Raw genomic sequence first — 26,216 nt, 5'->3', positions numbered from 1 at the left:
TATTTTTACTTCAATGTGTAGAATCAAAGGTAACTTGTTAACGGAGTGAAAACCACGTGAGTGAAATAAATACAAACCAATCGTTTGTCGCCGATGGTTCGCAGCAAAATAAAAACTACCTGCTACCACTGACAGCAATGACAACCCTGTTCTTTTTATGGGGTTTCATTACAGTTTTAAATGACGTGTTGATCCCGCGCTTAAAAGGGGTATTCGATTTAACCTACACAGAGGCAATGCTGGTTCAGTTTTGTTTCTTTGGTGCTTACTTTATTGTTTCGCTACCTGCGGGTATGTTGGTTAAAAAAATGGGCTACAAAAATGGCGTACTAACCGGCTTAGTCGTGGCATCAATTGGCTGTATGTTATTTTACCCAGCGGTTGTTGTGCATGAGTACTGGTTATTCTTAGGTGCGTTATTTGTTCTAGCAGCAGGTATTACCGTATTACAGGTATCTGCTAACCCGTATGTTGTGGCGTTAGGTCCTGAAAAAACGGCGTCGTCACGTTTAAATTTAGCTCAAGCACTTAACTCACTAGGTACCACCGTTGGTCCATATGTGGGTGGTATTTTATTCTTTGGTACAGCAGGCACACTAGCTGCAAACGCAGCAACTGCAGAATCTGTAAAAGTGCCTTACCTTATGCTTGCAGCAGCACTACTGACCATTGCTGTAGTATTTGCTTTCTTTAAATTACCAGTGATTGCAGAGCATACAGAAGAGCAAGACTGTAAAGCGAAAGGCCACAGCCTTGCCGAAGCACCTCATTTAATGATGGGTGTTATAGGTATCTTCTGTTACGTAGGTGCAGAGGTTTCAATTGGTAGCTTCTTAGTTAACTATTTTGGCGAAGAACACATCGCTGGCCTTGAAGAGCATGCGGCTGCAAGCTTAATTGCTTATTACTGGGGCGGTGCAATGGTAGGTCGTTTCATTGGCTCTGCAGCACTGCAAAAAATTGCGCCTTCAAAAGCGTTATTCTTTAATGCCATGATGGTTATTGTATTGCTGTTAGTGACTATATTCACTGAAGGTGATGTGGCGCTTTACTCTGTACTTGCAATTGGTTTATTCAACTCAATTATGTTCCCGACTATTTTCTCTGTTGCTATTGAAGGTTTAGGCTCACTAACCAGTAAAGGTTCGGGTTGGTTATGTTTAGCAATCGTTGGTGGTGCCTTAGTACCATTAGTACAAGGTGTAGTTGCTGATACAGTAAACATCCAACAAAGCTTCTTTGTACCAGTGATTTGTTATGCATTTATCGCTTGGTATGGCTTAAATGTTGTACGTTTAGCTGATAGCTGGAAAAAACGCATCGGCTAAAATTACTATCAATAAAAACCCCGCACTGAGTTGCGGGGTTTTTTTGTGCCATTTTTTTGCTATACCGAAAAAACTAGATGACAGAATGATTTAATGAATACGTATTCAGGGACGGTTTAAGCAATAATTTATAGGAACGTTCCAAGTGGTTTTTTGCTGCTTTTTTATTAATACGACTTAAGAAGTGAAATTGGCTGCCGTTAACAAAGTAATTGATTTTCAAAGAAAGCGTACTTTAATAAAAGGAACGTTTTTCTAGTTTTAGCTTAATTTTATAAGACAAAGAGCTTTAAATTTGTTAAATATAAAGAGGCTAACAACGAAAAAAATAACAAACAGGTTTGTCATGCAAAGCACTCTTAAATTTACCACCAAGGTAACTGTGGCTGCATCACTGGTTTTAGTGATAGTGCTCGGTTTATTCACCATTAATAACTTCATCTCTATGCGCAGCCAAACGCAGGAGCAGCTTTCGCTTGTTCTTCAAGAGATTTCTCAGTCAGTGTCGCAAAATATAGCTAACTGGTTAAATGCTAAATTAGCCATTGTTTCGTCAGTTGCTGATACCTATCAACTTGGTGATAGCAAAGAGCTTACACTTACTCAGCTGAACACTGCCGACAAAGCGGGGAGCTTTAAAAATACCTACATCGGTATCACCGACGGTACCTTTGTATTGAATGACCAATCTGTTGTCTTACCACCTGACTACGATGCAACAACACGTCCGTGGTACAAGCTTGTTGAAAACAAAACAAACACAGCCTTTACTGCCCCGTATATTGATGTAACCACCAATGAACTGACTATTTCGGCCGTAGCGCCAATGCAAGCTAACGGTGTGTTTAGCGGTGTTGCAGGTGCCGACATCGACATGAAAACCATCACTAAAATCGTCAACGAAATTGACTTTTTAGGGTTTGGTTATGGCTTTTTACTAGATAGTGAAGGGCGCATTTTAAGCCACCCAGAAACTAAATTTAACGACAAAAACATGAGTGACTTGTTCGGTAAAAGCTTGTCGTTACAATCTGAGTTTGTTGAAGTACAGGTAGGTGGCTTAGATAAATTAGTATCGTTTACCAAAATCAAAGGAATTCAAAACGTTGATTGGTATTTAGGTGTGGTGATCAACGAAGAAATTGCTTACTCATCAGTTGCCTCATTTAGAAATATGGCGGCTATTTACATGCTATTAGGTATAGTTGCGATTGTATTAATGATGCAGTTTTTACTTCGCTATTTAATGCGTCCAATGCAGCGCTTAAACGATGCAATTAAAGATATTGCAGAGGGTGAGGGGGATTTAACCCGCCGTCTTGAGGTTGAAAACAATGACGAGTTTGGCGAGCTAAGCCATTACTTTAATGCGTTCATCGAGAAAATTCATACATCAATTGAGCAAGTTAAAAATACCACCGTTGAGCTTGAGCGCTTAGTTGAGAGTTTAGTTAATCAAACTCAAGGCACGCTCGACATGTATGCTGACCAAACAAAACGTACTGATAACGTGGCAACTGCAATCAATGAGCTGACATCGAGTGCGGTAGAAATCTCAAATAGTGCAAGTAATGCGTCAACGTTAGCAACCAGTGCTAACAGCCAATCATTACAAAGCCAATCTGCATTAGCTGACAACTTATCAGCTATTAATGCTTTATCTCGTAATATGGAGCAGGCGCAAAAAACCATTAATAGCTTAGATGCACACACTGTAAGCATTGGCCAAGTACTTGAAGTGATCAAAGGTGTGAGTGAGCAAACTAACTTGCTAGCACTTAATGCAGCGATAGAGGCAGCACGTGCAGGTGAAGCAGGTCGTGGTTTTGCGGTTGTAGCCGACGAAGTACGCCAACTTGCGCACCGTACACAACAATCAACACAAGAAATCGAAGACACCATTTCTCAGTTACAACAAGGTTCTGCGTCTGCCGTTGAAGTTATGACGGCCAGTATCCGCGACAGTGAAAAGAGTGTTGAGCAAGCTCATGTAGCAGGCGATAAAATGGCTGAGGTAACCCGTGCCATTGAGTCAATTGATGAGGTGAACCACAGTGTTGCCAATGCCACGACTGAGCAAAACCAAGTGATTCAAAGCCTAGACAGTGATATACACTCAATTAGTGAGCTTTCAAATCAAGGTCAAAGCAATCTTAATAACACCTTGAATGAGTGCACTAAATTGAAAGCCCAGTTCTATGAGCTTGAGCAATTGGTACTTAAATTTAAAGTTTAGTTGTTAAGAGACTGCAATTTTGGATCAAAATTGGCTTAATGCCATTACTTTAAACAGTGTCGACACGGCGGATAAACAGCGTCGTGCCTTCACGTTATTTGCCATGGCTTTTTTTGCCATCGTATTAATCACTTCGTTAGTGTTATCTAACTATCAAATTTACGCCTTACCGCTCACTATTATGTTAGTGGTGAGCGATATAACTATTGTGCTGTGCATGCTCTATTACTTTCGCACTGGTGCTTTAGTCTCTGTAAGCTGCATTATTTTATCGATCATTTTGCTGCTCTGTGTAGCATTGGTATACACCGGCGGCAAAGAAAACACCGCTTTATATTGGCTTATGTTTTACCCTATTGTGGCTTATGTCACCTTAGGGTTAAAAGTGGGCAGTGTGTTGGTTGGGATTATGTATGCTAGTGCAGTTGCACTGCTGTTTAGCCCCAACTTCGGGCAAGCGCATTACGGGCAAGTTGAAACCTCACGCTTTTTAGCCTCTTTCTCTATGGTGATTTTGTTTTCTGGGATCAGTGAATACTTTAGGCAAAAAAGCCATCAAAAAATTGCTGACATTACTTTAATAGAAAAACGCGATGCATTAACAGACCCGCTAACAGGTCTTGCCAATCGTCGTTACATTTATGAGCATATTCAGCCGCGCCTTGAAGCTGAAGCGGCTAATTATTTACCTATGTCGGTATTATTAATTGATTTAGATAACTTTAAATCACTTAACGATACTTATGGTCATGACTTTGGCGATCAGGCATTAATAGCCTTTACCTCTATGCTGCACGATAAGTTACGTGGCACAGATATAAAAGCCCGTTATGGCGGCGAAGAGTTTATTATTTTGCTACCAAAAGCGGGGCTTAATATTGCCCATGCCGTGGCTGAAAAACTGCGTAGTTATGTCGCCGAGAAACAGATCCCTTATGATGTGGGGCAGTCTGTGACTATTACCTGTAGTATCGGTATTGCCAGCCTAGAACGTGGTAGCCAATTTAGTAAAGCGATTAAACAAGCTGACGACAACCTCTATAAAGCCAAAGCAAAAGGGCGTAATGTAGTGGTCTCTGATCTAACTGAGATAAGCTAAATGGCAAAGTTAATTTATGTATACGACCCAATGTGTAGTTGGTGTTGGGGCTACAGAGAAACCTGGTTAAAACTCCAAGCAGCCCTTGGCGATAAACTTGCTATTGAATATAAAGTGGGTGGCCTCGCGCCTGATTCAGATGAGCCAATGCCAAAAGATATGCAGCAGTTTTTACAGCAAACATGGCAACGTATTGAACAGCAGCTTGGCACGCCATTCAATCATGAGTTTTGGCATACCGCGCAACCACGACGCTCTACTTACCCTGCATGCCGTGCTGTGCTTCTTGCAAGGCAGCACAATAAAGAGCAAGAGATGCTACACGCCATTCAAAAAGCCTACTACTTAGATGCACAAAATCCATCTGACATCAGCACCCTTACAAGCCTTGCAGAGCAAATTGGGTTAGAAAAAAACGTATTCATTAAAGAAATTGAAAGTGAAAAAATAAATTCATTGCTTATGGCCGAAATAAACCAAGCGAGAAGCTTACCTATTCAAGGTTTTCCATCTTTAGTCCTTGAAAATAAAGGGAAGTATGCTGCTATCCCGGTTAATTATTTAGATTGGCAAAGCAATTATCAGCAAATTATAGACGTTATTTAATTTGGTTGCTGGTTAAGCCTATTGAATTAAAAAGTTTTAAGCCAAACGTGATAATTAACCTCGTTTTGGCTTTGTAACGAGCCCGAAGATGAAAATAGCTCAAATAAAGATCATATATCAGGGAGTTAGGCCAAATGTATATGCTCAAAATTAAAAATCAATTCAATCTCATCATCTAGTCTTCTTCCTGTTGGAGCAAATCCAAGCTTTTGATAAATTGAAAGTGCATTACCATCTTCTTTATCCATTGTGGTTAGTGACACACCTTGCAAACCTACGAGTGAGGCGTATTGCTTACTAAAATTAATTGCTTGTTTTCCCAGCCCAAGACCTTGAAAATTATAGTCAACCATAACGCGCCACAAGTAGAGATAATCTTTTTGAAAATGTTCATCGAAATCTTCGAGTATTCTTGGATCGATTAAAGATATTAAACCAGCAGGTTTATTATCTACATAAATGCCATAACTGATACTATCTTCGTTGAAAATAGCTTGAATAATCCACTCGGCATTGTTGTCGATAAGATGCTTTTGAGATTCTTTAACTTTGAGGTTGATAACTTGATCTGCAATATTACCGTTTAATTTTAAGAAGCTGACTTTACCCATACTGTTTATCTCAGATATATTTTGAGTTGTAATATATCAAAGAAACTTTTTAGTATTCTACTTTGTTAGTATTTTACCCTTCTTTAGGGTAACAAACCGAACCCAAAGCTAAAAATTGAAAATTAATAAGGACACAATTCTGCAACTTTTGCCTTATTCTTGCCCAATATAAACTAATTGTTACAGCTGTCATATTTTTGTATTTTTTGCGCAACATGCTTGTCATTTTTCATCGTTATCCTTTCGCACAATAAAACAACCCAACTAGCAAATTAAGCTAACTTAACGAGTAAAGGTGTATGCGATGAAAGGCGTTAAACCACTGATTTTAGCAGGTATTGTAGCGGCATCTGCAGCAGTACATGCAAACGATCTAGATAAAGTAATTGATAAAAGCAGCGAGATAAACAAATCTGCAGCGCAATCACAAACTAAAATCGACAAGATTGCAGATTCAATGCAAGGTCGTTTACAACAATTCAAAGCCCTTAATAAAGAAATTGACGGCTTAACTGTTTATAACGCGCAACTTACTAAGCAATTAAACAACCAAATTGCTGAAATGGACGCGTTAAACGAGTCAATGGATCAGGTATCGGTTATCGAGCGTCAAATCACGCCGTTAATGATGCGTATGATCACAGGTCTTGAGCAATTTGTTGCACTAGACGTACCTTTCTTAACTGAAGAGCGTAGCAAGCGTATTGCATCATTAAAAGAAATGATGGACCGCGCAGACATCACTTCAAGTGAAAAATTCCGCCGCTTACTTGAAGCTTACCAAGTAGAAGTTGATTACGGTCGCACTATCGAAGCGTACACAGCATTACTTAATGTAGATGGCCAAGAGCGCGAAGTGGATTTCTTACGCATCGGTCGTTTAGAACTTATTTATTTAACACGCGACGGCAAAAAAGCAGGTAGCTGGGATAAAGAAACAAAATCGTTTGTTGAATTACCAGATTCTGCAATCAGCCAAATCAACAAAGGTTTACGCATTGCACGTAAGCAACTTGCCCCAGATATGTTAACACTGCCAGTCCACGCTGCTGAATAAGAGGTTTGAGATGAAATTATTAACGAAAATGACAAAAATGGCCGTGTTTGCAGCTGGCCTTGGTTTTGCTGGTAGCAGCCTAGCGGCTGAGCCAATGGATTTAGACTCATTACTAAAAACATTAGAGCAAGGTAAAGCACAACAAAGCGCTGAGAATAAGCAACGTGAACAAGAGTTCATGGCGCGTCAAAACGAACAAGTACAAATGCTTAAAGATACACAAGCAAAACGTACTGCAATGCTTAACGAATCTGAGCGATTAGAAACTCAGTTTGAAGAAAACGAAGTAAAGCTAGCTAACTTAACAGACACGCTTTCAAACCGTATGGGTTCACTTAAAGAGCTATTCGGTGTGTTACAACAAGTAGCGGGCGATTCAAGCAATAAATTCATGACGTCAGTTGTTTCTGCAGAGCTTCCTGGTCGTAGTAACTTCATGGATGAGCTAGCACAAAAAATGGGTTCAACGTCAAAGCTTGCTTCTATCGATGATATCGAAAAAGTTTGGTTTGAATTACAACGCGAAATGACTGAACAAGGTAAAGTATCTCGCTTTACAACAGATGTAATCGTTGAAGGTGGCAGCAAAGCACAAAAAGAAGTGGTGCGTGTTGGTGCATTTAACTTAATCGCAGATGGTAAATACCTTGAGTACACACCGGCTACAAATACAATCAGCCAGCTTACGCGTCAGCCAAGCAGCCGTTACACAGCAACTGCAGCTGATTTACAACAAGCAAACTCAGGTGTTGTACCGTTTGCACTTGACCCAACTGGCGGTTCAATCTTAGGTCTTTTAGTACAAGCACCAGATACTGAAGAGCAAGTTCACCAAGGTGGTACGGTTGGTTACATCATCTTAGGTGTTGGTTTAATCGCTTTACTAATTGCACTTGAGCGTTTTGTATCTCTGATGATTATGGGTAGTAAAATCCGTCGTCAGCTTAAAGACACAGTGGCACGTGATGACAATCCACTTGGTCGCGTAATGAAAGTGAAAGATCAGTACCCAGATGTAGCGTACGACACGCTTGAGCTTAAATTAAGCGAAGCAATCATTCGTGAAATGCCAAAAATTACTCGTAACCTGACACTAATTAAGATTATCTCTGTGGTAGCACCACTACTTGGTCTACTAGGTACGGTAACCGGTATGATTAACACCTTCCAAGCAATTACCTTGTTCGGTACAGGTGACCCTAAACTAATGGCGGGTGGTATTTCTCAGGCACTTGTAACAACGGTACTTGGTCTGGTTGTGGCTATTCCAACAGTATTCTTATACACACTTCTTAACACGCGTTCTAAAAATATGCTGTTGATTTTACAAGAGCAAAGCGCAGGTATCATCGCAGAGCGAAGCGAGAAAGGAGCATAAATCATGGTGCTATTGATTGATGCAATCAATGCTCTACGTGATTTCCTCGACACAGGTGGCCAAGTTCTCTTGGTCATCGGGGTCCTCATCTTCGCGATGTGGTTATTGATACTTGAGCGTTTTATGTATTTCTTTGGTGGCTTTAAACGCTACAAGAAAGACGTAAAAAGCACTTGGAGCAATAGAGCAGAGCGTAACAGCTGGAACGCAGAGCAAATTCGCCAAGCGATGATTTCACGCGCTGGCATGCAACTAAATAATAACCTTGCGCTAATCAACGTAATGGTTGCGTTATGTCCACTTTTAGGTCTGTTAGGTACCGTAACCGGCATGATCGAAGTATTTGATGTAATGGCAATCACAGGCACAGGCAGTGCACGTTCGATGGCATCAGGGGTGTCTAAAGCCACTATCCCAACAATGGCCGGTATGGTGGGTGCACTTTCAGGGGTTTTCGCATCAACGTTCTTACAACGTCGTGCAAAACGCGAAGTGCAATTACTTGAAGACAACATGGTCTTAGACCACTAAACGAATTTTAGGGTGATGTGAGCATCACCCATTAGGAGACTAACAATGAGAGCGCCACTAGGTAACTTATTTCAAGAAGACGACGCAGAAGAAATCAACATGACGCCAATGCTAGACGTTGTTTTCATCATGCTTATCTTCTTTATCGTAACAGCATCATTCGTAAAAGAAGCCGGTATTGATGTAAACCGCCCAGAAGCAGCAACGGCAGTGAAAAAAGAGCGTGCCAACATCTTAGTTGCTATTTCTGACAAAGGTGAAATTTGGATCAACAAACGCCAAGTAGATGTTCGTGCAGTACAAGCAAATATCGAGCGCTTAAAAGCTGAAAACCCACAAGGTAGCGTGGTTATTCAAGCTGATAAAAAAGCCACAACCGATGTACTTATTAAAGTAATGGATGCATCGCGAGCTGCAGGCGCATTTGATGTGTCGATTGCTGCGCAAGAAGCATCATAAGGAATGTGAGCGATGCGTTATATAGTTGCATTAATCATCGCTGGTATCGTGACTGTCATGCTGTTTTTAGGCATGCAGGCACTGATCACCGGTGGTGAAGGGGCCATGTCTGAGCCCGTAAAAGGAAACGTACTTGATTTTGTTCGTCTGAAAAAAGAAGAGACAGTGCAAAAGAAAGAACGTAAACCGCAAAAGCCACCAACGCCAAAAGAGCCACCTCCGCCAATGGAATCACCGCAAATGCAAAACAGTGATCCTAACGCGAGCAATGCCAATTTTGACTTTGGTGCTAGTGTTGAAGCCGACGTTAACTTAGCTGGCGGCTTAGCCCTTGAATCAAGCGACGGTGAATACTTACCGATTGTAAAAGTAGCGCCTGTTTATCCGCGCCGAGCTTTATCGCGTGGGATCGAAGGCTATGTGATTGTTGAGTTTACAGTAACCAAGCAAGGCACAGTACGTGACCCGAAAGTTATTAAAGCTGAACCAGAGTCATTGTTTGACCGCGCTGCGATGGATGCAGCACTTAAATTTAAATATAAACCGCGCGTTGTTAACGGTGAAGCTGTTGAAGTAGCGGGCGTACAGAACAAAATTTCTTTCCAAATTAACGGTTAGAAAAGAGGAATGCGATTATGAAACCTTTAAAAGTTGCCGTGATTTGCGCGGCTGCTTTCACAAGCAGCCTTGTAGTCCCAAGCGTTGTTAGCATGTTACCAGGTGTAACACTGGCAACAGCTTACGCACAAGAACAAAAAACTAAACGAGTACCTGCACTGCGCGAAAAAGTGTATAGCCAATTAGCACGAGCACAGAAGCTGGCTGATGATGGTGATGCAAAAGCAGGGCTAGAAGCTCTTGATAGTATTCAAGAGCGCTCTTCGAGCATGAACTCGTATGAAATTGCCATGATGCATAATTTCTATGGTTTTATTTACTACAACGAAAACGACCTTGATAAAGCAATTGCATCGTTTGAAAAAGTAGTGAACGAAGATGCGATCCCAGAAACATTACGTGTAAGCACCACCTTTAGCTTAGCGCAACTTGCAATGGCTAATAGCGATTACGAAAAGGTAATCAAATATTTAGCACAGTGGGATGTGATTAACGACAAGCCTAAAACAGATGCTTATTACGTATTGAAATCTCAAGCGTATTATCAGCTTAAAGATTACCAAAAAGGCATTGAGAACATTAACCTAGCTATCGCAGAAGCCGACAGCAAAGGTGAAATGCCAAAAGAAAACTGGTTAATCTTACAACGTGCAATGTACTACTCACTTAATCAGTCTGACAAAGTGGTCGAGGTACTTGAGCGTTTAGTTAAGCTTTACAACAAGCCAGAGTACTGGGTTCAGTTAGGTGGCATGTACGGTGAAACAGGCGCAGAGAAAAAGCAATTAGCGATTTTAGAAGCGGCATACCAACAAGGTTTCATGAAATCTAAATCAGATTTACGTCAATTATCACAAGTGTATTTATACAACGGCCTGGCTTTTAAAGCGGCGAACGTGATGAGTAAAGCTATGCAAGACGGTGTCGCTGAAAAATCAGCGAAAAACTATGCCTTTGTTGCAGAAGCAATGGTACAAGCAAAAGAAGCTGAAAAGTCACTTGCTTACTTTGCAAAAGCCGCTGATTTAGTAACGCATGGTCAGTACGAACAACGTATTGCAGAGGTAAGTATTAATCTTGAAAAATACGAAGAAGCAGCGGATGCAGCACGTAAAGCTCTAGATAAAGGCGGCTTAGAGTTCGAATCAAATGTATATGTTGCCTTAGGTATGGCGCAGTACAATTTACAAAACTTTGATGCCTCGATTTTAGCGTTTGAACAAGCGGAAAAACACAAAAAGTCGCAGCGTTTAGCTGAGCAATGGATCAAGTATGTGAAGCGTGAAAAAGTGCACGCCGAAACATTACGTACCGCTTTACTCTAAATCGTATTCAACAGGTAAGCGTACAAAAGAACTAATTTATAATCGCAACACCAAAGCTGCCTTCGGGCGGCTTTTTTCCGTTTCAAAAATAAACTAACTTACTCTTTTTTAAATAATTAATATTGTCATTTTATGTTTATTAAAGTGTAACTAGTTTGTCATACAGCTCCCGTAAGGTAGTCGCAGTTTAAAACTCAAGTGACCCAAAAGCATTAAGTTTCAGTGCTTTTTGGTGACTTGAGTTTATGCGCTAACACAATAATTAAATATCTATCTTAACGGAGTGAACAATGAAATTATCTGGCTTATTCAAGGTTAGTCTTGTAGCTACAGCAATCTCACTAGCAGGTTGTGGCGGTGGTGATATCAACATCAACGTAGAAGAAACAGTTGAGCAACCAACTACACCTACTAACCCAACTACACCACCAACAACTGAAGAGTTACCGGGTGTATACAGCCAAAGTCTTTCGAATGAAGTGTCTGCTGCATTAGGTCGTGATGTGACAGTACAAGTTCTTTCAGGCGTAATCACTGAAGATACAACATTATCAACAGACGCATTCTGGGCACTTGATGGTGCAGTATTTGTTGGTAACGATAAAGCAGACAGTGCAACATTAACGATTGAAGCAGGTGCGGTAGTATTCGGTAACAGCGGTTCTGATTACCTAGTTGTTAGCCGTGACTCTAAAATTGAAGCTACAGGTACTAAAAACGACCCTATCATCTTTACTTCTAAGCAAGACGTAGTTGGTGAAGAAACATCTGCAGGCCAATGGGGCGGTATGGTGCTTCTTGGTAATGGTATTTCTAATAAGTGCCCTGCTGAAGGCGATTGTGCTCTTCAAGTTGAAGGTGTTGAATCAGGTGCTGTATTTGGCGGTACAGACAATACAGATAATTCAGGTACATTAAAATATGTTGTTGTTAAAAACGCTGGTTATGAAATTGCCCCAGATAATGAACTAAATGGTATTACGTTCGGTGCTGTAGGTTCTGGTACAACAGTTGAATACTTACAAGTTCACAACAACTCAGATGATGGTGTTGAATTCTTCGGTGGTGCTGTAAACCTTAAACACGTTGTATTAACAAGCATCGACGATGATAGCATCGACTGGGACAATGGTTACCAAGGTAAAATGCAATTCGTTTATGTTGAACAAGATCCAGATTCAACAGATGCAAACCGTGGTATCGAAGCAGATAACGACGGTAGCACACCGTCTAAAGAACCAAAATCATTACCAATCATTTCTAACTTAACAATCATCGGAAACAACTTTGACGGTGAAGATGATGCAGAGGGTATCTACCTTCGTGAAGGTACAGGTTTACACCTTTACAACTCTGTGATCACTGGCTCTGACGAAATGGGTGAGTGTTTAGAAATTGAAGGTGCGGAAGACGGTGCTAGCGAAACAGTTAACAACGCTAACGATGGCACTATCTTAATGCAAAATACGTTTATGTCGTGTACTAATGGCGAAAACTTCAAAAACCCAGTTGATGGTAGCGGCAACACGTTACTTGAGCTTGAAACATGGTTTACAGCTCAATCTGGCAACGTAATTAATGATAAGCCAATGCTTGGTGCAAACGGTCAACCAATTGCAGGTTCTCCATTACTAGGCGCGGGCCAAGATGTAGCGAATACTGTTGATGCGTTCTTTGATACAGTTGACTTTGTTGGTGCATTAAATGACTCAGATGATTGGCGTGAAGGTTGGGCATTTGGTTACGGTGGCGGTGAAGTAACTGCACCACCAGCAGTAGCAGGTTGCCCATCAGGTACAACGTCAATTTCTCCAGTTGATGGCAGCACAACAACATGTGAAGTGTCTGGTCGTATCACCGCAGATTTAACACTTACTGCGGGTAACTACTACGCATTAAGCGGTGCAGTATTTGTAGGTGATGATAATGCAGATTCAGCTACTTTAACAATTGAGCCAGGTGTAACAGTATATGGTCGTACAGGCGATGATTACTTAGTAATTAGCCGTGGTTCAAAAATTAATGCTAACGGTACTAAAGATGAGCCAATCTCATTCACTTCAAGCCAAGATGTTATGGGTGGTACTACAGCAGCTGGTCAGTGGGGCGGTTTAGTTCTTCTTGGTAACGCACCATCAAACAAGTGTCCAGCAGAAGGCGATTGTGCGCTTCAAGTTGAAGGTGTTGAGTCAGGTGCCGTGTTCGGTGGTACTGATACAACGGATAACTCAGGTACGCTGCGTTATGTTCGTGTGATGAATGGTGGTTACGAAATCGCACCAGATAACGAATTAAACGGTATCACGTTCGGTGGTGTTGGTTCTGGTACAACTGTTGAGTATGTACAAGTACACCAAAATGCGGATGACGGTGTTGAGTTCTTCGGTGGTAACGTACAAGCGAAGTACTTAGTACTAACAAGCATTCAAGATGACAGCATCGACTGGGACAATGGTTTCCAAGGTAAAATGCAGCACATTCTTGTTAAGCAAGCAGCTGATAACTCAGACGCCAACCGTGGTATTGAAGCAGACAACGATGGTTCTACACCGTCTAAAACACCTAAGTCAAACCCAACAATTGCTAACTTAACAATTATCGGTAATACCTTTGATGGTGAAGATGACTCAGAAGGTATGTACTTCCGTGAAGGTACGGGAGCGCAAATCTATAACGCAATCGTAACGGGCCCTGAAGGTATGGGCGAATGTCTTGAGATTGAAGGTGCTGCTTCAGGTGAAAGTGAAACAGTGAACAATGCCCAAGATGGTACTTTAATGATTAAATCATCAGTGATTGCATGTTCTGAAAACTTCAAAGACCCAAGCGGTGTAGATTTCAGTGTTGAGAACTGGTGGACAAACACATTAGGTAACTTAGTTGCTACAGGTCAAACGCAAGTTGTAAATGGTATCTTTACTATCGATACAACAACAGCGACAGACGTTAAAGCAATCGACGGTTTCTTCGATACAACAACGCACATTGGTGCAGTATCTGCTGATAACAACTGGACTGAAGGTTGGACGGTAGGTCTGGAATAACACAGTAAGCGAGGTGCTAAACAACGTGTTTAGCACCTTTAAACAACTTTCTGTAACTTATTTCAGATAGAGGTAAACATGAAACAATATTCAAAACAGTTCAGCTTAACAGCACTAAGCGCAGCTATCTTATGCGGCTTGAGTGTCTCAGCACACGCAGCTGAAGTAGACGAAGAAGCTGTTCTTGAAGAAGTTGTTGTTAGTGCAAGTCGTTTAAAAGGCACTGCAACAGCTGTTCTAGAAGAGCGTAAACAGCAAGCATTCGTTGCTGATATTATGGGTGCAGAGCAAATTTCACGCAGTGGTGATAGTGACGCTGCTGCAGCGCTACGCCGTGTAACAGGTTTAACACTTGTTGATGGTAAGTTTATTTATGTTCGTGGTTTAGGTGAGCGATATTCAAGTACACAGTTAAATAACTCTGCTGTACCAAGCCCAGATCCAACGCGTTCGGTATTACCACTGGATTTATTTCCATCAGGTATTATCGAAAGTTTATCAGTACAAAAATCGTATTCACCGTCAATGCCAGCGTCTTTTGGTGGTGGTAACGTTGATATTCGTTTGAAATCAATTCCAGATCAATTTGTATTTGATGTGACGGGTCAGCTTGGTTACAACACCAATAACTTTGATGATGGTCTTGAATACAGCGGTGGTTCGGATGACTGGTACGGTGTTGACGATGGCACACGCGAAATTCCACGTCCTATCCTTGATGTATACCAAAGTGGTCAATCGCTTGATGATTTAACACCTGAGCAAAGCCGTGCTTTAGCACTGTCGTTAAATCGCGAATATGATCCAAAATCAGCAAAGGTTGATCCGAATACGAAGTTCACTGCCACATTAGGTAATAGCTTCGAATCAGATAAATGGCGCTATGGTTTCTTATCGTCGCTTAGTTATGATAATAAGCATGTTGTTGCAGATGAGTATCAAGGTCAAGGCTTCTTGATTGGTGAAAACTCAACAACCATGATCCGTGGTTATGACCAAGTACTAAGTACAGAACACACGGTTAAAACATCAGGTATGGTTACTGTTGGTGTTGAGTATGACAAAGCGCATAAAATTGACTACACAGCATTAATCTTACGTGATACTGAAGATAAAATTTCAGACCGTTTAGGTATTGACCAAAACAACAATACCTCAGACAACAAGCGTGTACGCTCGTACGATGTTCGTTATGAAGAGCGTGAGCTGATCGTTAATCAGTTAAAAGGTATGCATACTTTTGATTGGTTGAATTACGCGGGTTTTGACTGGAAGTATTCAATTGGTCGCTCAAACCGTTACGCACCAGGTAACATGGAAACTCGTTTCATCGTTACTGATGCTAACGAAGATGGGTTTTACGATACAGTAAACGAAAGCGCATTAACCAATGCAACAACAGCTGCACGTTACACTTTCCAAGATTTGGATGATGAAGTAGAGAACTACGGTTTTAACTTTACGTTGCCTATTATGTTAGATGGCGTGGATGTTGAGCTTAAATCAGGTGCTGACTTTATATCTAAAGAGCGTTCAGCAACTAACCGTCGTTTTGATATCAATACACGTGCATTCTCAGATGTTGACTTAAACGGAAATGAGTTAAACACCATTTTATCTGATGATGTACTTACAAACGCGTCACTAACGCAGCCAATCTTAAACGACACAACGGTTTCAGGCGATGACTATAAGTCAGCGCAGAAAGTGGATGCATACTACTTCGAAGCTGATTTCTTCTTCAATAACACATGGCGTATTACCGGTGGTTTACGTTGGGAAGATTTCCGTCAAGTATCTGTTCCTCTTGACCCATTTACTGGTGGCCTTGCATCTTCAATCGATTATGATGAGTTAGATCAGCTCGCATTCCGTGAAGATGACGTTTATAGCGCACTTGCTTTAACTTATGTGCAAAACGACGAAACGCAGTGGCGATTAAGCTATGGTGAAACAGTTGTTCGTCCAGATTTACGTGAGATTTCTGATGCAACTTACATCGATCCGCTTACTGAATACCCTGTAGGTGGTACGCCTGGTTTACGTACAACGCAAATCAAAAACTATGATTTCCGCTGGGAAAACTATTTTGATACGGGCGAGAACTTCTCTGTTGGTGTGTTCTATAAAGACATGGTTGATCCAATTGAGTCTGTTCAATCACCTGCACAAGATGGTCCACCATTGGTACGTATTGCTAATGCAGAAGATGGTTATGTTGCTGGTGTTGAATTTGAATACCTGAAAGATTTCGCTTTCTTAGGTGGATTCTGGCAAGACGTGTTCATGACAGGTAACGTGACTTTAAGTGACTCAGAAATCAACATGGACCGTCAGGCGATTGTTGAACAAACAGGGGTTTCTGCAGCGGTTACAAATACAACACGTCGCATGACGGGTCATTCAAAATATGTTGTGAATATGCAGTTAGGTTATGACGCACCTAGTGGGCAACATGCTTCAACACTAATCTATAACGTATTTGGTGAGCGAATTATAATTCCTGGCATTGAAGGTCAAGAAGACTGGATGGAGCAACCTTTCCACTCTCTAGACTTTAACTACACCTATTTCCCTGATTTCAACTCAAGCTTGAAGTTCAAAGTGACGAATATCTTGGGCGCAAAATCTGAAATAGAGTCAGCGGGTACCTTAACTCGTTCTAAAGAGAAAGGCACTGAGTTCTCAATTGAGTACAAATATCAGTTTTAAATCTCTGACCAAGGAAGGATACAATAATAAATCCTAACGTTGATTTAGCCCTGCACTAGCAGGGCTTTTTTAATTTTTTTGTAATTTAAATAATATACAACTGTCATGGAAATATATGAGTATTTATAGCTGATTTAACAAGGAACAATGGAGTTAATTATGAAGAACATGTTATCAGTAGTGATTTTAAGTGCTTTATGCTCATTCTCAGTTAATGCAACCCAATGTGAAGGATATGTAGATAAGCTGTATAAGCTTTCAAATGGTAAGGTAAAGGTTTCACTAGCTCAATTTTCAAATACTTATGATATTAAAGATGAAAGTGATTTGATTTTAATTACAAATGCAGCATTGGCTAATAAGATTTTAAAATTATCCGTTGTTGAGATGGATGGAAGCGTTATTACTAATTCAAATGCAAATTGCGGTGATAATGATGCTGATGATCAATTAACAGTAATAGCTACATCTTTAGATTTTTAATTGTATAAATCCTAACGTTGATTTAGCCCTGCACTAGCAGGGCTTTTTTGTTTCTATACCCAAACCACCTCAAGATGCAGAATTCAGCGTTTCACAGGTGCTTAATATCAAGGCGTTACTTTGCAAGAATGGCAGTCCCTTTTAAGAAGTAACAACGATGAGAGTAAGTGCCTGTGAAGCGCCCAAAGGGTTGGTTTAAAAGCGATTTATACTGCGTTATTGATTTTAACAATAGAACCACTATTACTTGCAATCAATGCCTTGCCTAAATCGCTTTTAATTCCAACTGAAACTCGCATCTTGAGGTAGTTTGGGTATATTAAACCATTGCGTGTTATGGTAGTTCTAAGTGTTAAAACAGGGATTAAAAATGGACTTACGGTTAATTATAAATGGCAAAAAAGCGGCTGATGAGCAGCTTCGTGACGCTATCGGTCAATTTCGAACCAGTCAGCCACTTGCAGTGCGTGTTACTTATGAAGGCGGTGACATTGAGCGCTTTATTAATGAAGCCGTGGCAGAGGGTGTAAAACGTGTTGTCGTAGCTGGTGGTGATGGCACCGTTAATGAAGCCGTTAATGCATTAATGAAACTGGAAAAGTCACAACGTTTAGAGCTTGCTATTTTACCTATGGGCACAGCGAATGATTTTGCTACAGCCGCTAATATTCCTCATGGGTACTTGCCAGCACTGAAACTTGCCGCAGATGGTCAGCCGCATGCAATTGATACCGTAGAGGTTGATAAGCGTTATTTTGTGAACGTAGCCAGTGCTGGCTTTGGGGCAAAAATTACCGCAACCACACCGCCTGCACTGAAAAACTTACTCGGTGGTGGGGCGTATACCTTGGCTGGTCTTGTACAAGCGCTGAGTTTTGTCCCTTACAGTGGCGAGTTAACGCTGCCTGATGGTGAACGTACTTCGGGCGATATTATTGCCGCTGCCGTATGTAATGGCCGCCAAGCGGGCGGTGGCCAGTCACTTGCGCCACATGCGTACATAAATGATGGCTTGGTTGATTTAGTGGCGTTTACATCATTTGCAATTTCAGATGTACCAGCGGTTATCGAAGAGCTAAGCAATTATCCTAATTCATCACAACAGTGGGTAAAACGCTTTCAAGTGCCATGGCTCGAATGGCAAACACAAACAGAAATGCCAATAAACTTAGATGGCGAGCCAATCACCTCAAAACAACAGCGTTTTGAAGTGCATGTTGGTGCGCTTAACTTAGTGCTGCCAGACGCATGTCCAATGCTAAGATGAAAATTTTTGATGTTACTCGGTTAGCGCTGGTTTTGCTTGGGCCGCAATGCTAGATTACTTCTGTAAAAATTAAACTCTCACGCAATGGACTTTAATTTTTAACAGTTTAGGTAATTTGAATGAATCAAACAGTGGAACAAACAATGAAAAAAGTAGGATTAGTCGGTTGGCGGGGCATGGTTGGCTCTGTGTTATTAGAACGTATGCAGCAAGAAAATGATTTTTCTAATATCGACACGACTTTTTTCACCACCTCACAAACCGGTCAATTAGGTCCTGATCTTGCGGGTCCTGCTAAACCGCTTTTAGATGCCAATGATATCGCTGAGCTTGCGAAGATGGATATTGTTGTTACTTGCCAAGGCGGTGACTATACCAAAGCCGTTTACCCGCAATTACGTGAATCAGGTTGGCAAGGTTATTGGATTGATGCGGCATCGGCACTGCGTATGAGTGACGACAGTATTATTGTGCTAGACCCAGTAAACAAAGACGTTATCAGTGCAGGCTTAGAGCGAGGTGTTAAAACCTATGTGGGCGGAAACTGTACCGTATCACTTATGCTATTAGCCCTAGGCGGTTTATTTGAGCAAGACTTGATTGAATGGGTAAGCCCAATGACATATCAAGCGGCTTCTGGTGCAGGCGCACGCAACATGAAAGAGTTAATTGCGCAAATGGGTGCAATTCACGAAACAGTGGCAGACAAGCTTGCAGATCCAAATGCTGCGATTCTTGAGATTGATAAGTTAGTCACCGAAAAAATTGCCTCAAGCGATTTACCACAAGACCAGTTTGGTGTTCCTCTAGCTGGTAGCCTTATCCCTTGGATTGATGTACCAATGCCAAGCGGTCAAAGTAAAGAAGAGTGGAAAGCGCAAGTTGAAGCGAACAAAATTTTAGGTAGTAGCGAACAACCTGTCCCTGTTGATGGCTTATGTGTTCGCATTGGCGCAATGCGTTGTCACTCACAAGCAATGACAATTAAGCTGCGCAAAGACATTAGCGTTGAGAAAATTGAAGAAATTCTTGCTTCTCACAATGAGTGGGTAAAAGTGATCCCGAATGATCGTGGCATTACATCAACTGATTTAACGCCTGTAAAAGTAACTGGCACACTGTCTATTCCGGTAGGTCGTATTCGTAAATTAGCGATGGGACCAGAATACATCAGTGCATTTACAGTGGGTGACCAACTGTTATGGGGTGCAGCTGAGCCACTTCGTCGTATGTTACGCATTATTGTTGATGGTCAACATTAATCACACAACTCAATATTAAGGCTAGCAGTTTGCTGGCCTTTTTTAGCACTAAAGGAAAGTAATGCACACCCCTAATAAATGGAAAATGACACCAGAGCGAGTATCGCAGTTCATCAAAACCTACAGCTTTGCATTGATGGTTGATAGTGAGTTTGAGGCAACTCATTTACCATTAGTGTATAAACCCGATGAGGGCGAGTTTGGTACCTTATATGGTCATGTGTCACGAGCGAATCGTCATGGCAAAAGCTTGCAAGATACCCGTGTATTGGTGGTTTTTAATGGCCCACATAGTTATATTTCACCGACTTGGTATAGTGAGAAGCCAGCTGTATCGACTTGGAACTACGCTGCGGTGCATGCCAAGGGCAAAGTAGAATACCTCGATGATGACAACACCTTAGCCTGCCTAGATGAACTAATTAGCCAATACGAGCCAAGTATTTTAAACGACACCAGTTTGTTGCCAGCTGATTATCAAGCTAAGTTACTCCGTGGCATAGTGGGTATTAAAATCGAACTTGATTCAATTCAGGCAAAAGAGAAGTTAGGCCAGCATAAATCGGCGGCGGATCAACAAGGTGTTGTAACAGGGTTAAAATCAGATAAACACCCAGATGCCCAAGCCTTACTTAGCTATATGCTTAAACATGAAGTAGGAATAGGCAGCTAATTTGCATCCCGCAAATGCTGCCAATTGGTTGGAAAGTATCAAGCACTGCCTTGTTAAAAGCATGTTAACTACTTAAACTAAAGTTAGTACATTCCATGTATCTGTCAACTAAATGTCATATTTTGAGAAAGTAAGATTCGAGTTAAAGCAATCTTAGAAGATATGTAAAACTGATTGATTTTATTTATCCTAATCTACTTTGCACCGAAAAAATAAACACTTAATTATTTGCCGAACTTCCAAGGCCTCACTATATTTTCTTAAGTGCTTAGTTGGAAGTTGGCTATGAACATTTCAAAAAAATTAAAACTCGCCTTTGCGTCAGCAATTGTGCTGCCACTCATCATCATTGCTGTGCTTGTAATTACACAAACAAGACAGCAAGCCCTCGATAGTTTTGCCGAGCTTAGTCAAAGAGAAGCAAGACAAGTCGATAATGGTATCAGTATGTTTTTTGCCGAAATCGAAAAAAACGTCGATTACCTTGCATCCCATGCCGCTATCTTAGACGCCAAGCAAGGCGTTAAAACCCATATACAGTCACCTAGTGCAGAAAAGCTTGATCATTTAAGTGGTAGTAGCACCGAACAAAACGCCTTTAGTTTGTTTGATCACTTTGGCGCCACCCACCCGGGACTTGCTTATATTTATATGGGTAATGAGCAAGGCGGTTATATTCAATGGCCAGAGGGTGAAGTTACAGCGAATTATGATCCAAGAGTAAGGCCTTGGTACGAAACAGGCAAAGCAGCAGATGGTAAAACGGTAAGAACCAATGCCTATTATTGGGCAGCCGATGACATGGTCATTGTTTCTACTGTTAAAGCGATTAAACAAGCAGGAGAGTTTATTGGTGTGCAGGGCATGGATGTATCCTTGCAGGGCCTTACCGATATTATTGCGAACATTAAACTTGGTGAAACTGGCTATTTAATGTTGATTGAAGATAGTGGCAATATACTCGTTGACATTAAAAATGCTGATTACAGGTTTAAGCAGCTAGCACAAGTCAATAACGGAAAATACAAACAGCTCGCTGATAATAATCAGGGGCAATTTGAAATTGACATTAATGGCAAAGATTACTTAGCGAATATTTACACCTCGCAAGAACTAGGCTGGAAATTTATAGGTTTAGTTGAAAAATCTGAAGTGATGAGTGCTGCAAACGCAATGACGATTACTATTTTAGTCATCAGTGCAATCTTGATTGCTGTGTTCATTTTAGTTGCTAGCTATATTTCTAAATTAATTTCTGCACCTATTGTTGAAGTAAGTGATGGTCTTACCGAGATATCGCAAGGTGGTGGTGATTTAACTAAACGTTTAGTGATTAAAACACGCGATGAAACGGCCAAACTGGCTAACAGCTTTAACTTATTTTTGAATCTAATATCGGATTTAGTCACGCAAATTAATGATTGTGCGCAAAATGTTAGTGATACCTCAGCGCAAACATCATCACAGGCGGCACAGTTATCTGGCTCAACATCACAGCAACAACAAGCCCTTGAAATGGCGGCCACAGCAATTAATGAAATGGCAGCGACTGCTAATGAAGTATCTGCTAGTTGTGCCAATGCAGCCGAGCTTGCATCGCAAACACAGCAGGCCTCTGAGCTTGGGCAAAGTGTTATATCTGAAACGGTTGATAGTGTTGTGTCTTTGTCTGAGGTGATCACCAAAGCAACCCAAGATATAAACCAACTCGACGCTGAAAGCGAAAACATCATGTCGATATTAAGCGTGATAAGAGGCATTGCAGAGCAAACCAATTTGTTAGCCTTAAATGCAGCAATTGAAGCGGCGAGGGCAGGCGACCATGGTCGAGGGTTTGCGGTAGTTGCAGATGAGGTGCGTGCGTTATCACAAAGGACCTCAGAATCAACAGAAGAAATAGCAAGTCAGTTAGATACGTTACGTAAAATGTCTGATCAAGTGTCTAAAGAGATGACAACCAGCTTAAACCGTACAAACAAAACAGTTGATTTAGCTCATTCAGCACAGCAACAATTTAGCGAAATAACCGCGTCTATCGTCAATATTAGCGATTTAAATACACAAATTGCCACTGCAGCCGAAGAGCAACAGCATGTAGCCGAAGACATTAACCGCAATGTTGTTGAAATAAAAAATGCGGCTGATGATGTAAGCGAAATTGCCGATAGTGCAAGAGGCAATGGAGAGAAACTAAACCTGTTATCGAATACACTGACAGATTTAGTGGGTAAATTTAAAGTGTAAGTGAGGCATTATTGAAACATTGTTGCTATTTGTTTTTAAGTAGACTTACGAGCTGGATCAATTTATCAAATAATAATTACCTGTTTTAGGTTCTAGGACTTGATTTAATAATACAATATGATTAATTTTTAACAGCAACCAACAACACAGTAATGAGCTATGCAGGGAAGAACATTCAACTTTAACAAATTGCCACTTATTGTTTGTTTACTAATGTTCTTTCTAACCTGCGTTTTTCATGTGTCTGTAAGTTATTTTCAGGTAAGACACCAAAAGCAATTTTCGAACGTTTTATTAAATAAGGCTGAGCATATATCTGCAGATATCTCATCAGCAATAAATGCCGCGTCACAGATATCATCTCGTCAATGTGACACTCAAACCATTAATAAATTACGGGTGATTTTGGCAAATTATGAATACGTTCATGATCTAGGTTTAATTAGAAAAGGTAAGGTTAAGTGCTCTGCAAATTGGGGTAAGTTAGATAAAACAACTTTACTTACTCAGCAATTATATAATTCATCTTCAGGATATGATTTTGCAGCAGAGGTTGCGGGTGTTTTTCCGGTAGAAACAAAGTATGACGTCACTAAACGTGACGATATCATCGCATTCACTGTAAACAAGCCTTTTAAACATATTGATGAATTAAATAAGCACTTTGAATTTAAAATTATTTCTAAAAATAAAGAGTATGTTTTTCATCACTATGAAACCCAATATCAATTTAACAGCAAAACATTTTTACCAACGCAACAGGTAGAAACGTGTAGTACACAATTTTCTTATTGTGTTGTCACTGAGAATAATCGCCCAGGTATTTTGTATTTCCCGCTGTATATATCTGTATTGATCATATGTATGCTTGGTTTAATTAGCTTTTTAATAGCCTATTCTTTGAGCTCATATTTTGATATGCAAAACTCCATGGAATTCAGACTTCGAAGTGCAATCAAAAATGCACAGTTGTATCTTGAGTATCAACCCATCATAGATGTTAAAACTAACAAAATAATTGGTGTTGAGAGTTTAGTCCGCTGGAAAGACGAAATACATGGCCAGGTTTCACCGGAACTATTTTTAGGTGTTGCTGAGCAGTTATCTTTGTATCCTATGTTGGCCTATGAATGCGCGACGAAGGCCCTTCAAGAATTAGCACCAATTATGAAAACCGATCATGGTTTTTCTGTCGCAATTAATGTTAATGCATATGAAATTGAAAACCCCGAGTTTTTAGATTACTTACATCAGCTTTGCAGTAAGCATGAGCTAAGGAGTGAGCAAGTAAAGATAGAGATCACAGAGCGCATTGGCCTGCCATTAACTTTATTAGCTTGCTTCGCTTTAAAGGCTAAAAAATATGGCTTTAAAATAGCGCTCGATGATTTTGGAACCGGGGTATCTAACCTTGTGTGGCTTACAGAAATCAACTTTGATGTAATCAAGATAGATAAGGTATTTACCCAATCAATTACAGATGGTGTTAAGCAAAAAATGATTTTGGCGATAATGTCATTAGTCTCAGAGTTGAACCGAACTGTTATCTTTGAAGGGGTTGAAACTGTGGACGAGTACAATTTTATCGAGAGTCATAACCAGGATTACCAAATACAAGGGTGGTATTTTTATAAATCATTGTCTTTGCAAGAGTTACAAAGTGCTTTAGTTGGTAATGACAATGCTCAAACGCTCTAGACTTATTTTGCTGTTACACATTAGTATGTAACCGGCAATCAATGTAGAACAAAATGGCAAATAATGAAAATAGACAATGTGAACGCTCAAGATTACCCAGAGCTACTTGCTGTATGGGAAAACTCAGTACGAGCAACTCATGATTTTATAACAGAAGACGACATAGCCTTTTTTAAGCCAATCATCATTGAGCAGGCGTTTCCTAATGTGACTTTAAAGTGCATTAAGGATGAAAATAAAACAATTTTAGGATTCGTTGGCGTACATGAGTGCAAAATAGAAATGTTGTTTATTTTAAATGCCGCAAGAGGTAAGGCCATAGGTAAAGCCCTACTTAACTTTGCGGTTGAGCAATTAGCCGCCAACAAAGTGGATGTAAATGAGCAAAACCCACTTGCAGTTGGGTTTTATCAGCATATGGGTTTTAAAGTTGCCTCACGTTCCCCTTTAGATGATATGGGCAAGCCTTTTCCAATATTGCATATGGAGCTCGTGTAGGAACGGCTTCAGCCATGTAGGTCGCCATTTATGGCGACAAAACCTTGAACATTTTTCAAATTACGCGCTAAAGCACGACCTACAAACGCGCGAAACAAGTTTCACGCCTACGAAAGAAAACATTAGGCGCTAGGATTAAGGCTCTAGGACGCGATGTAAAATCGCTGCTACTTGTTCGGCGTTGAAACGCCTCCTACAAACTTTGCTCTCGTAACTCGCTAACTTTACTCTCGCAACTCGCTAACTCATAACTTATCTTTTGCTTAATTTAATGAACGCGATATGCTGATGTAACGAATAAAGCATTACATGGGAGTAGCAAATGAATCTCAATCAGGTGACGTTACCTGTAAAGGATATGAATGAAGCGGTAGCTTTTTACTTAACACTAGGAATGATTCAGATAGTAGATACACCGCATTACGCACGCTTTCAATGCCCAGATGGTGATGCTACATTTTCGCTGTCATTAGAAACTGAAGAGTTTAGTAATAGTGCGGTCATTTATTTTGAACATGAGCAGCTCGATGAGCTCTATGCAAGCCTTGTTAAAAAAGGTATTAGCTTTGAACAGCCGCCAACAGCCCAGCGTTATTTATGGACAGAAGCAATTCTAAAAGACCCATCAGGGAATAAAATTAAATTATATTGGGCCGGAGAAAACCGCTTAAACCCACCATGGAAGGTAGAAAAGCGAGGGTAAAAAAGGCGCTAGGGTCTAGGTCCTAGCGCCTAATAGCTAAAAACTATTATCTAAAAAGCTTAGCTCCAAAAACGTCACTGCTTTTCTTTCAGTAGTTGTTTGAGTTCAGCCATTTCAGCTTGTAGCTGAGCAATTTGCCCTTTGGTTGCAGGCATGTCGGCATCAGATGTTTGCTCTTCACGGGCGTTACGATGCTCTTCAGACATAACTTCTAAAATTGCACCAACCATCATGTTTAAAAATACAAAGGCTGTTAAGAAGATGAACGTTAGGTAGAAAATCCAGCTGAGTTCATACACAGCCATGGTTTCATACATAACATATGTCTTATATGCGTATATATTTGTTGACGAACTGACGGTTGGCTTGCAACTAATTGTATTT

At 40.7% G+C, this 26,216-nt stretch carries 21 protein-coding genes and 1 pseudogene; 20 read left to right on the top strand and 2 right to left on the bottom strand.

Translation table 11 applies throughout. The annotated features are described in order from the left end of the window. Nucleotides 1–56 precede the first annotated feature (56 nt). The 4 genes from fucP to VRK28_RS02695 all read left to right on the top strand — a co-directional run bounded on the left by fucP (nucleotide 57) and on the right by VRK28_RS02695 (nucleotide 5,269). Nucleotides 57–1,328, top strand: a complete 1,272-nt coding sequence (gene fucP / locus VRK28_RS02710) for an L-fucose:H+ symporter permease (protein WP_062565610.1) — start codon at nucleotides 57–59, stop codon at nucleotides 1,326–1,328. Between the two features lie 346 nt (nucleotides 1,329–1,674). Continuing rightward, nucleotides 1,675–3,564, top strand: coding sequence for a methyl-accepting chemotaxis protein (locus tag VRK28_RS02705; RefSeq protein WP_062565609.1), 1,890 nt, complete (start codon nucleotides 1,675–1,677; stop codon nucleotides 3,562–3,564). Nucleotides 3,565–3,583: 19 nt separating this feature from the next. After that, nucleotides 3,584–4,663: a diguanylate cyclase gene (locus tag VRK28_RS02700; RefSeq protein ID WP_240701533.1), complete on the top strand. Its 1,080-nt coding sequence runs from the start codon at nucleotides 3,584–3,586 to the stop codon at nucleotides 4,661–4,663. After that, nucleotides 4,664–5,269 (top strand): DsbA family protein, encoded by a 606-nt coding sequence (locus VRK28_RS02695; RefSeq protein ID WP_062565607.1) that lies wholly within the window; start codon nucleotides 4,664–4,666, stop codon nucleotides 5,267–5,269. Nucleotides 5,270–5,394: 125 nt separating this feature from the next. On the opposite strand, the gene VRK28_RS02690 is transcribed toward VRK28_RS02695, so the two are convergent. After that, on the bottom strand, nucleotides 5,395–5,880 hold the full coding sequence (locus VRK28_RS02690; protein WP_062565606.1) for a GNAT family N-acetyltransferase: 486 nt from the start codon (nucleotides 5,878–5,880) through the stop codon (nucleotides 5,395–5,397). 304 nt (nucleotides 5,881–6,184) lie between these two features. Between VRK28_RS02690 and VRK28_RS02685 the strand changes: the two genes are divergently transcribed. The 16 genes from VRK28_RS02685 to VRK28_RS02610 all read left to right on the top strand — a co-directional run bounded on the left by VRK28_RS02685 (nucleotide 6,185) and on the right by VRK28_RS02610 (nucleotide 25,832). After that, nucleotides 6,185–6,937, top strand: a complete 753-nt coding sequence (locus tag VRK28_RS02685; RefSeq protein ID WP_062565605.1) for a DUF3450 domain-containing protein — start codon at nucleotides 6,185–6,187, stop codon at nucleotides 6,935–6,937. 10 nt (nucleotides 6,938–6,947) lie between these two features. Next, a complete protein-coding gene (locus tag VRK28_RS02680; protein ID WP_054552069.1) occupies nucleotides 6,948–8,315 on the top strand; it encodes a MotA/TolQ/ExbB proton channel family protein in 1,368 nt (455 codons plus the stop codon). A gap of 3 nt (nucleotides 8,316–8,318) precedes the next feature. After that, a complete protein-coding gene (locus VRK28_RS02675; RefSeq protein ID WP_054552070.1) occupies nucleotides 8,319–8,846 on the top strand; it encodes a MotA/TolQ/ExbB proton channel family protein in 528 nt (175 codons plus the stop codon). 45 nt (nucleotides 8,847–8,891) lie between these two features. Next, the gene (locus VRK28_RS02670; RefSeq protein ID WP_036971869.1) at nucleotides 8,892–9,305 is read left to right on the top strand and encodes an ExbD/TolR family protein; all 414 of its coding nucleotides are present in this window, start codon (nucleotides 8,892–8,894) and stop codon (nucleotides 9,303–9,305) included. A 12-nt stretch (nucleotides 9,306–9,317) separates the two neighbouring features. After that, nucleotides 9,318–9,923 (top strand): energy transducer TonB, encoded by a 606-nt coding sequence (locus VRK28_RS02665; RefSeq protein ID WP_054552071.1) that lies wholly within the window; start codon nucleotides 9,318–9,320, stop codon nucleotides 9,921–9,923. 17 nt (nucleotides 9,924–9,940) lie between these two features. Then, complete coding sequence (locus VRK28_RS02660) at nucleotides 9,941–11,248, top strand: tetratricopeptide repeat protein (RefSeq protein WP_062565604.1); 1,308 nt, start codon at nucleotides 9,941–9,943, stop codon at nucleotides 11,246–11,248. 290 nt (nucleotides 11,249–11,538) lie between these two features. After that, complete coding sequence (locus VRK28_RS02655) at nucleotides 11,539–14,292, top strand: hypothetical protein (protein ID WP_062565603.1); 2,754 nt, start codon at nucleotides 11,539–11,541, stop codon at nucleotides 14,290–14,292. Nucleotides 14,293–14,370: 78 nt separating this feature from the next. After that, nucleotides 14,371–17,004 carry a TonB-dependent receptor domain-containing protein gene (locus VRK28_RS02650; RefSeq protein WP_062565602.1) on the top strand — a complete coding sequence of 878 codons (2,634 nt, stop codon included), beginning with the start codon at nucleotides 14,371–14,373 and terminating at the stop codon, nucleotides 17,002–17,004. Nucleotides 17,005–17,163: 159 nt separating this feature from the next. Continuing rightward, nucleotides 17,164–17,487, top strand: coding sequence for a hypothetical protein (locus tag VRK28_RS02645; RefSeq protein WP_130167573.1), 324 nt, complete (start codon nucleotides 17,164–17,166; stop codon nucleotides 17,485–17,487). A gap of 370 nt (nucleotides 17,488–17,857) precedes the next feature. Then, on the top strand, nucleotides 17,858–18,754 hold the full coding sequence (gene yegS, locus VRK28_RS02640) for a lipid kinase YegS (RefSeq protein WP_332393216.1): 897 nt from the start codon (nucleotides 17,858–17,860) through the stop codon (nucleotides 18,752–18,754). A 119-nt stretch (nucleotides 18,755–18,873) separates the two neighbouring features. Next, nucleotides 18,874–20,016, top strand: coding sequence for an aspartate-semialdehyde dehydrogenase (gene asd, locus VRK28_RS02635; RefSeq protein WP_062565599.1), 1,143 nt, complete (start codon nucleotides 18,874–18,876; stop codon nucleotides 20,014–20,016). Nucleotides 20,017–20,077: 61 nt separating this feature from the next. Beyond that, nucleotides 20,078–20,689, top strand: a complete 612-nt coding sequence (locus VRK28_RS02630; protein ID WP_332393215.1) for an FMN-binding negative transcriptional regulator — start codon at nucleotides 20,078–20,080, stop codon at nucleotides 20,687–20,689. A 285-nt stretch (nucleotides 20,690–20,974) separates the two neighbouring features. After that, nucleotides 20,975–22,933 (top strand): methyl-accepting chemotaxis protein, encoded by a 1,959-nt coding sequence (locus tag VRK28_RS02625; RefSeq protein WP_062565597.1) that lies wholly within the window; start codon nucleotides 20,975–20,977, stop codon nucleotides 22,931–22,933. Nucleotides 22,934–23,092: 159 nt separating this feature from the next. Further along, nucleotides 23,093–24,631, top strand: coding sequence for an EAL domain-containing protein (locus VRK28_RS02620; protein WP_082710908.1), 1,539 nt, complete (start codon nucleotides 23,093–23,095; stop codon nucleotides 24,629–24,631). 63 nt (nucleotides 24,632–24,694) lie between these two features. Further along, complete coding sequence (locus VRK28_RS02615; protein WP_062565595.1) at nucleotides 24,695–25,129, top strand: GNAT family N-acetyltransferase; 435 nt, start codon at nucleotides 24,695–24,697, stop codon at nucleotides 25,127–25,129. 322 nt (nucleotides 25,130–25,451) lie between these two features. Continuing rightward, nucleotides 25,452–25,832, top strand: coding sequence for a VOC family protein (locus tag VRK28_RS02610; RefSeq protein ID WP_062565593.1), 381 nt, complete (start codon nucleotides 25,452–25,454; stop codon nucleotides 25,830–25,832). Nucleotides 25,833–25,906: 74 nt separating this feature from the next. Here the strand turns inward: VRK28_RS02610 and VRK28_RS02605 are convergent. Further along, nucleotides 25,907–26,216, bottom strand: a pseudogene (locus tag VRK28_RS02605) (hypothetical protein); the annotation flags it as partial.

The organism is Pseudoalteromonas sp. P80D2, from assembly GCF_036680945.1.
In the GTDB taxonomy this organism is placed as follows: Bacteria; Pseudomonadota; Gammaproteobacteria; order Enterobacterales; family Alteromonadaceae; genus Pseudoalteromonas; species Pseudoalteromonas shioyasakiensis.
The sequence above is the reverse complement of the archived record's forward strand: the minus strand, read 5'-3'. Positions and strand labels throughout refer to the sequence as shown.

Bases quoted from the DNA above. Each gene is read 5' to 3' on its own strand.
- VRK28_RS02695 (WP_062565607.1), top strand. From the start codon at position 4,664: ATGGCAAAGTTAATTTATGTATACGACCCAATGTGTAGTTGGTGTTGG.
- VRK28_RS02610 (WP_062565593.1), top strand. From the start codon at position 25,452: ATGAATCTCAATCAGGTGACGTTACCTGTAAAGGATATGAATGAAGCG.
- VRK28_RS02680 (WP_054552069.1), top strand. From the start codon at position 6,948: ATGAAATTATTAACGAAAATGACAAAAATGGCCGTGTTTGCAGCTGGC.
- VRK28_RS02655 (WP_062565603.1), top strand. From the start codon at position 11,539: ATGAAATTATCTGGCTTATTCAAGGTTAGTCTTGTAGCTACAGCAATC.
- VRK28_RS02685 (WP_062565605.1), top strand. From the start codon at position 6,185: ATGAAAGGCGTTAAACCACTGATTTTAGCAGGTATTGTAGCGGCATCT.
- VRK28_RS02615 (WP_062565595.1), top strand. From the start codon at position 24,695: ATGAAAATAGACAATGTGAACGCTCAAGATTACCCAGAGCTACTTGCT.
- yegS (WP_332393216.1), top strand. From the start codon at position 17,858: ATGGACTTACGGTTAATTATAAATGGCAAAAAAGCGGCTGATGAGCAG.
- VRK28_RS02630 (WP_332393215.1), top strand. From the start codon at position 20,078: ATGCACACCCCTAATAAATGGAAAATGACACCAGAGCGAGTATCGCAG.
- VRK28_RS02620 (WP_082710908.1), top strand. From the start codon at position 23,093: ATGCAGGGAAGAACATTCAACTTTAACAAATTGCCACTTATTGTTTGT.
- VRK28_RS02625 (WP_062565597.1), top strand. From the start codon at position 20,975: ATGAACATTTCAAAAAAATTAAAACTCGCCTTTGCGTCAGCAATTGTG.
- VRK28_RS02675 (WP_054552070.1), top strand. From the start codon at position 8,319: ATGGTGCTATTGATTGATGCAATCAATGCTCTACGTGATTTCCTCGAC.
- VRK28_RS02650 (WP_062565602.1), top strand. From the start codon at position 14,371: ATGAAACAATATTCAAAACAGTTCAGCTTAACAGCACTAAGCGCAGCT.
- VRK28_RS02645 (WP_130167573.1), top strand. From the start codon at position 17,164: ATGAAGAACATGTTATCAGTAGTGATTTTAAGTGCTTTATGCTCATTC.
- VRK28_RS02660 (WP_062565604.1), top strand. From the start codon at position 9,941: ATGAAACCTTTAAAAGTTGCCGTGATTTGCGCGGCTGCTTTCACAAGC.
- VRK28_RS02665 (WP_054552071.1), top strand. From the start codon at position 9,318: ATGCGTTATATAGTTGCATTAATCATCGCTGGTATCGTGACTGTCATG.
- asd (WP_062565599.1), top strand. From the start codon at position 18,874: ATGAATCAAACAGTGGAACAAACAATGAAAAAAGTAGGATTAGTCGGT.
- VRK28_RS02705 (WP_062565609.1), top strand. From the start codon at position 1,675: ATGCAAAGCACTCTTAAATTTACCACCAAGGTAACTGTGGCTGCATCA.
- VRK28_RS02690 (WP_062565606.1), bottom strand. From the start codon at position 5,880: ATGGGTAAAGTCAGCTTCTTAAAATTAAACGGTAATATTGCAGATCAA.
- VRK28_RS02670 (WP_036971869.1), top strand. From the start codon at position 8,892: ATGAGAGCGCCACTAGGTAACTTATTTCAAGAAGACGACGCAGAAGAA.